General features: G+C 60.1%; 14 protein-coding genes. 13 read left to right on the top strand and 1 reads right to left on the bottom strand.

Annotation, left to right across the window (positions count from 1 at the left end):
- Positions 1-384 precede the first annotated feature (384 nt).
- A complete protein-coding gene (ffh, locus tag CXQ94_RS07960; protein WP_104088141.1) occupies positions 385-1,959 on the top strand; it encodes a signal recognition particle protein in 1,575 nt (524 codons plus the stop codon).
- A gap of 205 nt (positions 1,960-2,164) precedes the next feature.
- Here the strand turns inward: ffh and CXQ94_RS22555 are convergent, their stop codons facing one another.
- Positions 2,165-2,389, bottom strand: a complete 225-nt coding sequence (locus tag CXQ94_RS22555) for a hypothetical protein (RefSeq protein WP_181034123.1) — start codon at positions 2,387-2,389, stop codon at positions 2,165-2,167.
- 7 nt (positions 2,390-2,396) lie between these two features.
- Here CXQ94_RS22555 and CXQ94_RS07955 point away from each other — a divergent pair, with 7 nt between their 5' ends.
- The 12 genes from CXQ94_RS07955 (at position 2,397) to trmD (ending at position 13,587) form a co-directional block, all read left to right on the top strand.
- The gene (locus CXQ94_RS07955) at positions 2,397-4,013 is read left to right on the top strand and encodes an ABC transporter substrate-binding protein (protein WP_181034122.1); all 1,617 of its coding nucleotides are present in this window, start codon (positions 2,397-2,399) and stop codon (positions 4,011-4,013) included.
- Positions 4,014-4,096: 83 nt separating this feature from the next.
- A complete protein-coding gene (locus tag CXQ94_RS07950; protein ID WP_104088135.1) occupies positions 4,097-5,041 on the top strand; it encodes an ABC transporter permease in 945 nt (314 codons plus the stop codon).
- A complete protein-coding gene (locus CXQ94_RS07945) occupies positions 5,038-5,991 on the top strand; it encodes an ABC transporter permease (RefSeq protein WP_104088133.1) in 954 nt (317 codons plus the stop codon). The genes CXQ94_RS07950 and CXQ94_RS07945 overlap by 4 nt, the downstream gene beginning before the upstream one ends.
- A 45-nt stretch (positions 5,992-6,036) precedes the next feature.
- The gene (locus CXQ94_RS22865; RefSeq protein WP_219817001.1) at positions 6,037-8,346 is read left to right on the top strand and encodes an ABC transporter ATP-binding protein; all 2,310 of its coding nucleotides are present in this window, start codon (positions 6,037-6,039) and stop codon (positions 8,344-8,346) included.
- A 71-nt stretch (positions 8,347-8,417) separates the two neighbouring features.
- The gene (locus tag CXQ94_RS07930; RefSeq protein ID WP_104088131.1) at positions 8,418-9,197 is read left to right on the top strand and encodes an alpha/beta fold hydrolase; all 780 of its coding nucleotides are present in this window, start codon (positions 8,418-8,420) and stop codon (positions 9,195-9,197) included.
- A gap of 43 nt (positions 9,198-9,240) precedes the next feature.
- Complete coding sequence (locus CXQ94_RS07925) at positions 9,241-9,753, top strand: GNAT family N-acetyltransferase (protein WP_104088128.1); 513 nt, start codon at positions 9,241-9,243, stop codon at positions 9,751-9,753.
- Between the two features lie 28 nt (positions 9,754-9,781).
- Positions 9,782-10,672, top strand: a complete 891-nt coding sequence (locus tag CXQ94_RS07920) for a VOC family protein (protein WP_104088125.1) — start codon at positions 9,782-9,784, stop codon at positions 10,670-10,672.
- A gap of 64 nt (positions 10,673-10,736) precedes the next feature.
- Complete coding sequence (locus CXQ94_RS07915; RefSeq protein ID WP_104088123.1) at positions 10,737-11,189, top strand: hypothetical protein; 453 nt, start codon at positions 10,737-10,739, stop codon at positions 11,187-11,189.
- Between the two features lie 229 nt (positions 11,190-11,418).
- On the top strand, positions 11,419-11,826 hold the full coding sequence (gene rpsP, locus CXQ94_RS07910) for a 30S ribosomal protein S16 (protein WP_104088121.1): 408 nt from the start codon (positions 11,419-11,421) through the stop codon (positions 11,824-11,826).
- 1 nt (position 11,827) lies between these two features.
- Positions 11,828-12,070 (top strand): RNA-binding protein, encoded by a 243-nt coding sequence (locus CXQ94_RS07905; RefSeq protein WP_104088119.1) that lies wholly within the window; start codon positions 11,828-11,830, stop codon positions 12,068-12,070.
- Between the two features lie 147 nt (positions 12,071-12,217).
- Positions 12,218-12,787, top strand: coding sequence for a ribosome maturation factor RimM (gene rimM, locus CXQ94_RS07900; protein WP_104088117.1), 570 nt, complete (start codon positions 12,218-12,220; stop codon positions 12,785-12,787).
- Positions 12,787-13,587: a tRNA (guanosine(37)-N1)-methyltransferase TrmD gene (gene trmD / locus CXQ94_RS07895; RefSeq protein WP_104088114.1), complete on the top strand. Its 801-nt coding sequence runs from the start codon at positions 12,787-12,789 to the stop codon at positions 13,585-13,587. The genes rimM and trmD overlap by 1 nt, the downstream gene beginning before the upstream one ends.
- Positions 13,588-13,598 lie beyond the last annotated feature (11 nt).

Raw genomic sequence — 13,598 nt, 5'->3', positions numbered from 1 at the left:
CTCGGGGGCCTTGCCGGTGTCAGCGGGTGGGCCGCCGTCGCGCTTTGAAGTGGTGGTGTGATGGCTGGGGAGTCGCGTGGTCTTGGTCACTTCACCAGCATGCCACTTTGGTGCGCACAAATCCTCACCACCGCGCAGCAAAGCAAAACCGGTCCGGGCAAAAAATTATTCTGCGCCGCCGGGCCAAACGTGCACCTCGCGGTGCCTTGCAGTTGATACCCTTGATAGTTGAGTCCCACAGGAAAGGGAGTGGACTGGCCATATTTGGCTGTCCGCCGTTCTCATCCTGCAATTAGATGCCGCACCCGTAGCATGCGGTTTGGTCCATAAGAGGCCAAACCGCGCGGGTGTTGGCGGTACCCAGACGAAAGAAGTACACGGCACGTGTTCAACTCCCTATCTGACCGGCTGACAGCAACTTTCAAGAACCTGCGCGGCAAGGGCCGGCTCAGTGAGGCCGACGTCGACGCTACGGTGCGGGAAATTCGACGCGCCCTGCTCGACGCCGATGTGGCCGTACCCGTCGTGCGCGAATTCACCGCTAAAGTTCGTGAACGTGCTTTGGGTTCCGAGGTCAACGAGGCCCTGAACCCGGCTCAGCAGATCGTCAAGATCGTTAACGAAGAACTCGTCACGATCCTCGGTGGTCAGACGCGCCGCATCAATTTGGCAAAGAACCCGCCCACCGTGATTATGCTGGCCGGTTTGCAAGGTGCCGGTAAGACCACTCTGGCGGGCAAGCTGGCTAAGTGGCTTAAGGGTCAGGGTCACAGCCCCCTACTGGTGGCTGCGGATCTGCAGCGTCCCAACGCCGTCAAGCAGCTCCAGGTCAACGGTGAGCGCGCTGGTGTTCCCGTGTTTGCCCCGCACCCCGGTGTCAGCAGCGAATTCGAGTCAGCTACCGGCGATCCCGTAGCAGTGGCCCAGGCAGGTATTGCCGAGGCGAAGTCCAAACTGCACGACGTGGTCATTGTTGACACCGCCGGACGCCTCGGTATCGACGCCGAGTTGATGAAGCAGGCCGCGGAAATCCGCGCCGCCATCAACCCCGACGAAGTCCTCTTCGTCATCGACGCCATGATCGGCCAGGACGCCGTCAACACGGCCCAGGCTTTCAACGAGGGCGTGAACTTCACAGGCGTGGTGCTCACCAAGCTCGACGGCGACGCCCGAGGTGGTGCCGCACTTTCCGTTTCCTCGATCACCGGCAAGCCCGTCATGTTCGCCTCCACCGGCGAGGCCCTTGACGATTTTGAACTGTTCCACCCGGACCGTATGGCCAGCCGTATTCTTGACATGGGCGATGTTCTGACGCTCATTGAACAGGCTGAAAAGAACTGGGACAAGGGTGAAGCCGAGCGGATGGCGAAGAAGTTCGCCGACCAGGAAGACTTCACCCTGGATGACTTCCTTGCCCAGATGCAGCAGATCCGCAAAATGGGATCCATGAAGAAAATGCTGATGATGATGCCCGGTGCGGCAAACATCCGCCAGCAGCTGGAGAACTTCGACGAGCGCGAGATTGACCGCGTTGAGGCAATTGTTCGCTCCATGACCCCGCACGAGCGCATGGCCCCGAAAATCATGAACGGTTCACGCCGTGCACGTATCGCCAAGGGTTCAGGCGTTCACGTCTCTGAAGTTAACGGGTTGCTGGAGCGTTTCAGCCAGGCTCAGAAGATGATGAAAAAGATGGCACAGGGCGGCGGCATCCCAGGGATGCCCGGCATGCCTGGCCCCGGCGGCTTCGGCAGTGCCCGCAAGGGTAAGACGAATCCCAAGAAGAAGGCCCGCTCCGGTAATCCGGCTAAGGCAGCCGCGGAATTGAAGGCCGCACAGGAAAAGGCCAACGCACCCAAGGCACTTCCTACGGGCGCCGCATTTGGCGCCGGTGCCGAGGACTTCGACCCATCAAGCCTGAACCTGCCCAAGGGTTTTGAGAAGTTCCTGGGTAAATAAGCGAGAAAACGCTTTGCCATAATCCTGGTGAAGGGCCGGTCGAAATCACAAAAAGTGAATTCGGCCGGCCTTTTCCATTTTTCACTCAAAGTTCCTCTTGCGGTCACAGACTTCGGGTCTAGAATGACCCTCGGAGCCACCTGCTGACCAGATTGATCCACGCCGGGGACTCTGCCAGGAGGCGCACGATGAAATTTTTGCGAACTCATGGGGGGAGTCGGAAGCAGATCTTCCGATTATTGGGAATTCTTGCAGTTGCATTCTTGGCCCTGACCGGTTGTTCATCAAACAACGGTTCAGGGTCCAACAGTTCCTCGGACACCGCACCCGGTAAGGCGGCCAATACCGCCACCTTTGCGGAACCGCCGAACACCGTACCAAATTGGATTTGGCCATTCGCACCCATCGCCGATTTTTCCGTTTCAAACATCTCAGATTTGCAAGCTCTTTTATTCCGTCCGCTTTATTGGTTCGGAAATGACGGCAAGGCCGAGGTCAATGATTCTCTGAGTCTGGCTGCTGAGCCAACCTACAGTAATGATGGAAAGACAGTCACCATCAAGCTCAAGGACTACAAGTGGTCCGACGGCACCGCCGTCACCTCGGCCGACGTGATGTTCTGGTTTAACATGGCCAAGGCGGAAAAGGCCAACTATGCCGCGTACGTTCCGGGACAATTCCCGGATAACGTCGTTTCGGCGTCGGCGCCGGATGCTCAGACAGTGGTTTTCAACACTGACCAGGCCTATAGCCAGCAATGGTTCCTTTACAACCAGCTAGGCCAGATCACACCGATGCCAGCGGCCTGGGACATGAGCGCCGCCAACACCAAGGCCGACTGCTCCACCAATGAAGCCAGCTGCCCGGCGGTTTACAACTACCTGATCAGCCAGTCAAAGGACCTTCCCACCTACGCAACGAATCCGCTGTGGCAGGTGGTTGACGGGCCATGGACGTTGAAGAGTTTCAATGCCGACGGGCACATCACCTTTGTCCCCAACACCAAGTACTCGGGGCCGGTGAAGGCTACGCTGAAGGAATTCATTGAGGTTCCATTCACCACCGATTCGGCTGAGTTTAATGTCCTGCGGGGTGCCTCCACTATTGATGTCGGTTACATACCCACTCAAGATTTGGCGTCGCCACGGCCGGCTAGCACCACCCCCGACCAAGCAGGTCCGAACCCGCTCAGCGCCAACTACACGCTGGCGCCGTGGAATCTTTACGGCATCAACTACTTCCCAATCAACTACAACAATCCAACTGTGGGGCCCATCTTCAAACAGCTCTACTTCCGGCAAGCATTGCAGTCGGTGGTTGATCAGAATGGCATTCTGAACTCCGCGGCGAAGAACTACGGCTTTGCGACCACCGGGCCTATCCCGTTGTTCCCCTCTGGACCGCTGATTTCCTCCGTGGAGACCTCCAACCCGTACCCCTTCAACATTGACACGGCCAAGAAGTACCTGACCGACAACGGTTGGAGTGTTACCGCCGGAGCTGCAGCCACGTGCGTGAAGCCGGGGACTGCGGCAGGTGAGTGTGGCGAAGGGATCACCTCCGGAGAGGCCCTGAACTTCACTTTGCAGTATGCCAGTGGTCAGCAGACCATCACCACGGCCATGCAGTCATTGAAGTCCAATGCGGCCGAGGCAGGGATTGTTTTGAACATCACCCCTGCACCGTTCAATACCGTGACCGGGACTGCCATTCCTTGCTCGGGTGCTACGTGCACCTGGGAAATGGGCAACTGGGGCGGTGGCTGGGTCTACGCACCCGACTATTACCCGACAGGTGAAACCCTGTTCCAGACCGGCGCAGGTTCTAATAGCGGAAGCTATTCAAACCCCGCCATTGACAAGCTCATTTTGGACAGCACCACCCAAAGCGGCACTGCCGTGATGCAGGCATACGAGAATGCCCTTGCCAAGGACGTCCCCGTCGTGTGGCAACCGAACTACACGTACAGCCTGACCATGGTTGCCAACGCGTTGAAGGGTGTCACCCCGCAAAATCCCTACGCAAACATCACACCGGAGGCATGGCATTACTGACCGTAGGGAACTAACAATCACCTAAGTGAGCAGGCGGTGAAGGGCATGAAAATACGCAGGGTCCGGACAGGACGGCAGACGTCATGATTGGCTACATCCTTCGCCGCCTGTTGCAATCCATTGTGGTGGTGCTGGTGGTGACGATCATCGTATTCATCCTCCTGCACCAACTGCCCGGCGGGGCCGCGCGGGCCATCCTAGGTCCGCGGGCCACGGCCGAGCAGGTTGCGCAGTTCAACGTACAAAATGGTTACGATCAGCCATTGTTCATCCAGTACTTCAGACAGCTGGGCCAGTGGGCGACGGGCAATTTTGGCTTCTCTATCAAACTGAACCAATCGGTGAGTTCACTGCTGGTGCAGCGCATGCCCAAGACCATCATCTTGGGTCTGCTCTCCCTAGCGCTGACCGTCATTGTGGCTGTTCCGCTGGGCATTTACCAGGCGGTGCGGCGCAACAAGCCCGTTGACTACTTTGCCACCGGGTTGTCGTTCATCTTCTACGCCGCACCGACGTTCTTCATCGGCCTGATCATGATCGAAATCTTCTCTCAAAACCTCGGCTGGTTCCCGCCAGAAGCACCCCAATCGGACGGGGTTGGCCCCATTTTTGAACAATTCGATGCCATGGTGCTGCCTATAGTCACCTTGGCGCTGCTAAGCATTGCAGGGTTCTCCCGGTACATGCGCTCCTCGGTTCTGGACAACATTGATCAGGACTATGTGCGTACGGCCCAGGCGAAAGGTGCCCCGCCGTCGCGAGTTCTCTACCGTCATGTGCTGCGCAATGCCCTGATTCCCATCGTCACACTTCTGGGGCTCTCCATTCCAGCCGTTTTTGCCGGAGCCCTTATTACCGAATCAATTTTCAATTTCCCCGGCATGGGCCTGCTGTTCTGGCAGGCGGCCCAGGCCTCCGACTATCCGGTGGAGCTTGGCGTAGTCATCATCACCGCTTTCGCCACCGTGGTCGGAAACCTTCTGGCCGATATTTCCTTGGCCGTGTTAGATCCGAGAGTGAAGCTATGACCATCATCCGCCCAGGGGCCGGTGAACCGGCTTCGGATACCAAAATTGACGGGCACGGCGCCGCGTTGCCCGCATCGGCAACCGGGCTGCCCGTTGGCAAGGCCAAAAGCATGTTTCGCCTCGGCTTTGAGGTGTTTATCCAGAACAAGTTGGCAATAGTCGGCCTCATCGTGCTTTTGCTAGCCGTGCTGTTCTGTTTTCTGGGTCCCGTGCTGTACCCCACGGACCAGGTCACGGTGAACCTGCTCAACGTCAACCTGCCACCTGGCCCCGGCCACCCGTTAGGCACCGATGAAACCGGCTATGACCAGCTGGGTCGCCTGATGACTGGGGGCCAGGTGTCCTTGATCATTGGGTTCTCCGCGGCCATCATTGCCACGATCGTGGGCACCATCTGGGGCGCCGTGGCAGGGTTCTTTGGCGGCTGGGTTGACGGGGTGATGATGCGCATCGTCGATGCCATCTTGTCCATCCCCATCTTGTTCCTGCTGTTGTTTCTGGTCACCATCGTCAAACCAAGCGTCCCCGTCATGATCTTTGTGTTGGGTCTTACGGCCTGGCTGGTGCCGGCTCGTCTGGTGCGTGGCGAATCCTTGACGCTAAGGGTTCGCGAATACGTTCAGGCAGTGCGTGTGATGGGCGGATCGTCATGGCATTCAGTGCTGCGCCACATCATGCCCAATGTTATTGGGACGGTGATTGTCAATGCCACCTTCCAAGTGGCTGACGCAATCTTGCTGATCGCCTACCTTGGCTACTTGGGTCTGGGAATTTCCCCGCCTGCCACCGACTGGGGCGGCATGCTCAGCAATGGCACGGCGTTCGTGTTCACCAACTACTGGTGGCTCATTTACCCGCCGGGGTTCGCCATCATCATTGTGGTTGTCGCCGTCAATTTGGTGGGTGACGGACTCCGCGATTCTGTTGAAGTCAGGTTGCAACGGCGTTGACGTCCACCGTCCTCAAAAGCCACACCACCAGAAGGAGAAACCGCCATGGCGTTGTTGGAGATTCGTAATCTCACCACGGACATCAGGCTGAGCAAGTCCGTGGTGCATGCCCTCGATAACGTGAACTTGCACGTTGATGCAGGGGAATGTCTGGGTTTGGTGGGAGAGTCCGGTAGCGGAAAAACCATGACAGCAATGTCCATTGAGCGCCTGCTCCCTCCGGGGGGCCACATCACCAAGGGTGAGATCCTCTTTGACGGCGAGGATCTGGTCCAATTGAGTGAACAGCGGCTGCGCGAAATTCGCGGCGGTGACATTGGCATGATCTTCCAGGACCCCATGACCTCGCTAAATCCCGTGGTTACCATAGGCGAACAGGTGGCTGAACCGCTCATCCTTCACAGCGGCATGAGCAAGTCGGCCGCCATGAAACAGGTCGTGGAGATGTTTGGGCTGGTCGGCATCCCCAACCCCACCCAACGCATCAAAGACTTCCCCCACCAGCTCTCTGGTGGTCAGCGTCAGCGCGTCATGATCGCAATGGCCCTGATTTGCCAGCCGAAACTCCTCATCGCCGACGAACCTACCACCGCCTTGGACGTGACGGTGCAAAAACAGATCCTCGAATTGGTGGCACGGTTGCGGGCCGAATTTCATATGGCCATGATCCTGGTGACCCACGACCTTGGGGTGATCGCCGGAAGCGCCGATCGTGTGGTGGTCATGTATGCCGGCAAGGTGGCCGAAATGGCTGATGTGCACACCTTGTTCGCCTCGCCCAAACACCGTTACACCGACGCGTTGTTCGAGGCTCTCCCTGAAAGGGTGGCGGGCACGGGGGAGCGACTGTACTCCATTCCCGGGCTTCCACCTGATCTGACCGAACCCCCGCCGGCCTGTCGGTTTGCCCCACGTTGCCGGTTCGCCGTGGCCACCTGCCGGGCGGAGGTACCGCCCATGACAGCCATCGCCACACCGTACGGGGTGCAGGAGTACGCCTGCTTCGTGCCGCGCACCACGCCCCTGAACATGCCAGAACCCCGCGATCTGCGCACCACCATACCGGAGCTTGCCCGCGTGGAGGCCGCCGACCTTGAGGCCGGCATGGATCTGTCCTTGGTGACGGACGACGCCGAACCCCGGGTTGCGCTGCCCCTCGCCTCCGCGCCCGCAGAGAAGGAGGCGCCGCCGATCACTGTGGGAACGCCGTCGGACGCACGGAGCTGGGTGGCCCCGACCACTTTCATCCCGGACGACGGGGTACCGCTGCTGCAGGTCAAGGACGCCGTGAAAGACTTCCCCGTAACGGCCGGGGCCATCCTGCGCCGCCACGTGGGCGATATCAGTGCCGTGTCCGAGGTGAGCGTCGCCATCCCGCGTGGGAAAACCCTGGGTTTAGTGGGTGAGTCCGGTTGTGGGAAAACCACACTGGGGCGCCTGGTGGTGGGACTGGACACCCCCACTTCCGGTTCGATTCTGTTCCGCGGCAAGCGCATCAGCGCCCTGCGCGGCAAGGAAGCGAAGGAGGGGCGCCGGAACGTGCAGTTTATGTTCCAGGATTCGTACGCGTCCCTTGACCCTCGAATGCGTGTGCGCTCCATCCTGCGCGAACCTCTGGACATCCAGCGCGTAGGCACCCGGGAAGATCGCAACGAACGCGTTGATGAGCTGTTGGCGGCTGTGGGGCTGCCTGCCCGTGCTGCCGAACGGTACCCCCACGAGTTCTCCGGCGGGCAGCGTCAACGGATCGGCCTAGCCCGGGCACTGGCACTGCAACCCGGGCTGATCGTGGCCGACGAGCCAGTCTCCGCGTTGGATGTTTCGATCCAGGCGCAGGTGCTGAACCTGATGAAGGAACTCCAACGCGACAGGGAACTGACATACCTGTTCATCAGCCATGACCTTTCGGTGGTCCGCTATCTTTCCGACATCATTGCCGTCATGTATTTGGGCAAGATGGTGGAGATAGGACCGGCGGCCACCGTCTACTCCCACCCGCAACACCACTACACCCGCGGCCTCATAGACACCATTCCCATCCCCGACCCGGTCGTTGAGAGGGCCAAAGCGAAATTGGGGGTCAGGGGCGAACTGCCCTCAGCGATGAACCCGCCTAGCGGTTGCCGTTTCCGCACCCGGTGTCCCATGGCACAGGAGATTTGCGCCAAGGTGGTGCCGCCGCTGCAACCTGGCGGAGGCTCGGTGCAGGTTCCCGCCGCGGAAGTGGAGGCTGCAACGGCCGCCGCGGCAGCCGCCGGAACGGTCCCGCACTTGGTGGCCTGTCACTTTCCCATCAATGGCCACCGCGCCGTGGACACTCTCCTTGACGAGAGTGTCACGCCCGGACTGGGGTGAGGTGCACTAGAGAGAACGCCGCACCGACCCCGTGGCACCAAGCTGTCAGTGACATCGGATAACCTGCTGAAATGACAAAAACCCGGATTGTGTTGGTGCACGGACTTGACGGCTTCGGGGCCGCTGCTTGGCCTGCCCAGCACCGACTGGCCGGTCGCTACGACGCACTCTTTCTGAAACGAACGGGTTTTGACACCGTGGCACCCCCGCAAGCCACCGACTTTGAGGCCGATACCGCCATTGTCATCAGTGCGCTGGGAACCGGTGGTCACCTGGTGGCGCACGCACAGGGTGCGGTTGCTGCCATGATGGCCGCCGTGGAGCGGCCGGATCTGGTGAAATCGTTGGTGCTGGTGGAACCGGCACTGCTGTCTTTGACAGCCGAGCTGCCGGCAACGCTGGCATACCGTGAACATCTCGAGCCGCTGTATGCCAAGCGGGCCGAGCTGCGCGATACTGAGTTCGCCGTCGAATTCCACCGTCTGACAGCGTCCAGCGCAGGATCGACCACCGGCCTGGTGCCGGGCACCGCATCCGCAGGCACAGCGTCCGGCGCCGGGCTAGCCCACACCCAAGGAGAATCAGCGCAGCGGCGTGCAGCCCGCACCCGCATGCAAGCACCGCCCTGGGAGGCTCCGCTGCACATTGTGCCTGGAGTTCCCACCGTTGTCATCACCGGGGGATGGGAGCCGCTGTACGAGGAAATTGCCGAGTACCTGGTGACGACAGGCGCCCGCCATGTCATTACACGAGGCGGGCACAGGCCCCAGGACGGCCCGGACGGCGCAGCCTTGATCGAGCACTTTCTTGCGGAGTTCGCAGGACGCCCTGGAGAACCCGGGCCGGATTGATACCCGCCAGGACGGTGTCGGTGCCCCCCACTAGACTGGATTTATGTTTGAAATCCGCCCGGTAGCACTGAGTGAGTTTTCGCTGCTACCTTCCTTGGAGGCGGACGCCGACGAGGCGTTCGGCACCCTGGATCCTGCCGTGACGTTCGGGGACTTTCCGCCCCCAGCCACGGCTGCCGAGTATGCCGGGGCCTTTCACATCATGGTCGCCGGGCGTCCACCGGTCGGTTTTGTACGCCTTGAAATTGTTGACGGCAACGCACACCTGGAACAGCTGGCGGTTGCGCCCGAGTATGCGCGGCGTGGAGTCGGGAGGGCCCTGGTGACGGCGGCCAAGGCCTGGGCGCAGGAAGCCGGCTTCCACACCATGACGCTCTGCACTTTTGCCGATGTCCCCTTCAATGCCCCTTTCTACGCCAGTTGCGGGTTCCTCGAGGTGCCCCCGGATGCTTTGACGCCAGGTCTGGAGAGGTTGCGTGCGGGGGAAGCCCTGGCGGGCCTGGATTCCATCGGCAGACGTGTCGTAATGAGGGTCTCCCTGCACTCCCGGGAATAACTTGAAGCTTCAAGTAGTTAGGTGAAGTATGACGACTAATAAAGACCAGCTTTCCGCCAACCTTCGCATGGGTACCGTAATGCTGAAGGTAGGAAACATGAACCTCATGAGCAACTACTACCAGAAGGCACTCGGCCTCGACATTGTGGCCGAAGCTGACGGCGGCCAGTACCTGGGCCGTGGAACCGAGCCACTGGTTCACCTTCAGCCTGCCGGCGGTCTCCACATTCCTGCGCGCGGCGAAGCTGGCCTCTTCCATACCGCCCTGCTCTTCACCGACCAGGCCTCCCTGGCCGCCACCGTCGCCAGCGCCGCCCAGTACGACCCCCAGCTATTTGCCGGAAGCGCCGATCACCTGGTCTCCGAGGCGTTCTACTTCACGGACCCCGAAGGCAACGGCATCGAACTGTACTGGGACCGCCCCCGGGACGCCTGGAACTGGAACGGCTCCTCCGTAGTCATGGATTCCCTGGCCCTGCCGCCACAGCAATTCCTCACCCAGCACCTGACCGAGGAATCGGTGACCGGACAACGCCAGGCCGTGGCCGACGTCGGACATATCCACCTCCAAGTGGGTGACGTGCAAACTGCCGAAAAGTTCTATGTGGATACCCTGGGCTTTGCCAAGACCGCAGGCTGGCACGGGCAGGCGCTGTTTGTCTCCGCCGGCGGATATCACCACCACATGGCCATGAACGTGTGGAACAGCCGCGGTGCCGGACCCCGCAAAGACACCTTGGGGCTAGGTGAGGTGCTCATCCAGCTCCCGGCCAAGGACGACGTCGGTGCCCTCTCCGAGCGCTTGTCCCACCACCGGATTGCTGTCGCCGATGATGGGGCGGAGATTCGTTTTGAGGATCCGTGGCGGAACCAAATTCGCGTTAGTGTTGAAGTAGCGCCCGGCAACGTCCAGAGCTGAGCCCCTTGGCCGAGCTTTGACTGACCGGGATACCCGAATGTTCCCTCCTCCGAAAGGCATCCGCGTGGCCATCTACTCAGAGTTCTTCATCGCCGACCACCATCAGGCCGTAGCCCGCGCCAAGGCCCGCGAGGCCGGCAAGTCGCCCGCCATCGACGTCCCGGTGCTGCCCACGCCGGGGCTGAGCGACTTTGAAATTGAGGTGTTGGGGGAGTTGGCCGTAAAAAAGGTCCACGCCACAGGTGTAGCCGCAGTACTCAGCCTGGTAGACATCGAACTCGATACGCTCTTTGCCATCCCGGACGCCCTCCTGGAGATCTTTGCCGAACTCAACGACCCCGAAGATCCCGAAGACGTTGCCGAACTGGCTGCCGAATGGGCGGCCGCTGAGGAAATGGAGTCGACCCCCGAGGTGACCGAGCCGCTACTGCGCGCGCTCACCGCCATGGCCGCGGCCGCCCTGAAGGCGGCAGAAGGCAACGCGAAGATGTCTCTGTTCTTCTTCTCCGCCTCCTAGCGGGCCACCGCCTCGCGGTTTTTTAGTTCACATGACGCACAACACATGTCATGTGGCGACCGCCGCGTAGCGGGGATGGTGCAACGTCTGGCATAATGAGTGGGTACTCGATCCGCGCGGCCCCTCTCTCCGCGTGATGGTCCTGTCCTTAGAAATCCGTCTATCGGCCCGCCCCACGGGAGCGTGAAACGGAATTCGCCCCTTTTTCGAACCAGGAGTAACCACAAAAGTGGCCGTAAAGATTCGCCTTAAGCGCTTTGGTAAAATGCGTGCACCGTACTACCGCATCGTCGTCATGGACTCACACTCAAAGCGTGACGGCCGTGCCATCGAGGAAATCGGTAAGTACCACCCGACCGAGCAGCCCTCATTCATCGAGGTCGACTCCGACCGTGCCCAGTACTGGCTCGGCGTTGGCGCTCAGCCGTCTGAGCCTGTTGCCAAGATCCTGAAGATCACCGGTGACTGGCACAAGTTCAAGGGCATCAAGGGCGCCGAGGGCACCTTGAAGACCAAGGCTGCAAAGGTTGCTTTCGTAGCACCCGAAGCCAAGAACCTCATTGTCAAGGAAGCCATCACCAAGAAGGCCAAAAAAGCTGACGATGATGCTGCTGTAGAGACCACTGAGGCTCAGTAAGTTGCTGGCTGAAGCGCTGGAGCACCTTGTTCGCGGGATAGTTGACTCTCCCGAGGACGTTAAGGTGAGCGTCAAGAACAACCGCCGCGGGGAATCCCTCGAAGTGCACGTTCATCAAGACGATCTGGGCCGGGTCATTGGCCGCCAGGGTCGCACTGCCCGCGCTTTGCGCACGGTGGTTGCCGCCCTGGCTAACGGCGAGCCGGTTCGTGTAGACGTTGTCGACACGGACCGCCGCCGCTAAGCTACCGGCCGGATACTCGTGATCCGCTTGCGGATTGCGTAGTCTTCAGCAGTGAAGCCAAAGGTTTGGCCCCGGCACCATAATGGTGTCGGGGCCAAATTTTTTTCCAGTGGTACCCAAATTAACAAGCACGTACTAGGAGTTCTCATGCAGGTTCAGGTTGCCCGAATTGGCAAGCCCCACGGCATCCGCGGCGAAGTGACAGCACTTGTCCTCACCGACGCCCCCGATTCCCGTTTTGCCCCAGGCACCGAATTTGTGGTTGAGCCGGCCAGCTTGGGGACTTTGACCGTCCGCAGCTCACGCTGGAACAAAGACATCTTGCTCCTTGGATTTGAAGGCACCAACACCCGCAATGACGCCGAACTGTTGCGCGGCGCCACCTTGTTCTTCGAGTCCGACGACGACGAGGACGACGACGCCTGGTACGAACACGAACTGCTCAACCTTGAGGTTCGGGTTGGCACCAAGAAGGTCGGCAAGGTGACCGGTCTTCGCACCCAGGCGGTCCAGGACCTGCTCATCGTTGAGGACAACGACGGCGATGAAGTTCTGGTCCCCTTCGTTGACGAAATCGTCCCTGAAGTCAACATTGAGCAGGGGTATGTGCTGCTGACCCCGCCAGCGGGCCTTTTCAGTGTCAACAAAGAAGTGAGCGCCAGCGACGAGACCGGCGAGGCAGCCGACACCGACGGCACAGAAGGTGTACAGGACTAATGCGCTTTGACGTTGTCAGCATTTTCCCGGAATACCTGGCCCCGCTGGAGCTGAGTTTGATCGGCAAGGCCCGCACCGACGGCCTGCTGGAACTAAACGTCCACGATTTGCGCTCGTACACGGCCGACCGCCACCGCACAGTGGATGACACCCCATATGGTGGCGGCGCTGGCATGGTGATGAAGCCCGAACCATGGGCGCAATCGCTAAGCGACATTGCAGAAAAGTCACCGGCAACAGCGGCCGGTCGCAAACCCGTCCTCATTGTTCCCTCACCTGCCGGAGAAGTGTTCACCCAGGCATTGGCCTACGAGCTGGCTGAGGAAGAGCATCTTGTGTTCGCTTGTGGCCGCTACGAGGGCATTGATGAGCGTGTGCTTGAATGGGCGGAAGAGCAGTACACGGTGCGCCCCATCAGCCTTGGTGACTATGTACTCAACGGTGGGGAAGTGGCCGTGCTGGCCATGGTTGAAGCCATTGGCCGTTTGGTCCCCGGTGTTGTGGGCAATCCAGAGTCCCTCGTTGAGGAATCGCACTCGGATGGACTGTTGGAGTACCCCGTGTACACCAAGCCCTCCGTATGGCGCGATCGTGAGGTCCCCGAGGTCCTACTCAGCGGAAACCATGGCAAGATCGCAAAGTTCCGCAAGGAGCACCAGCTGCGCCGCACTGCCGCCCGCCGCCCAGACCTCATTGATGCCCTGGATGTTTCAAACTTCAGCAAGACGGAGAAGAACATGCTCTGGGAGCTGGGCTACGCCGTCGTTGATGGTAGGGCTGTGCGCCGGGAAGACGCTTAAGGCTTCGTTGC

The organism is Arthrobacter sp. GMC3, assembly GCF_002929305.1.
Classification (GTDB): domain Bacteria; phylum Actinomycetota; class Actinomycetes; order Actinomycetales; family Micrococcaceae; genus Specibacter.
The sequence above is the reverse complement of the archived record's forward strand: the minus strand, read 5'-3'. Positions and strand labels throughout refer to the sequence as shown.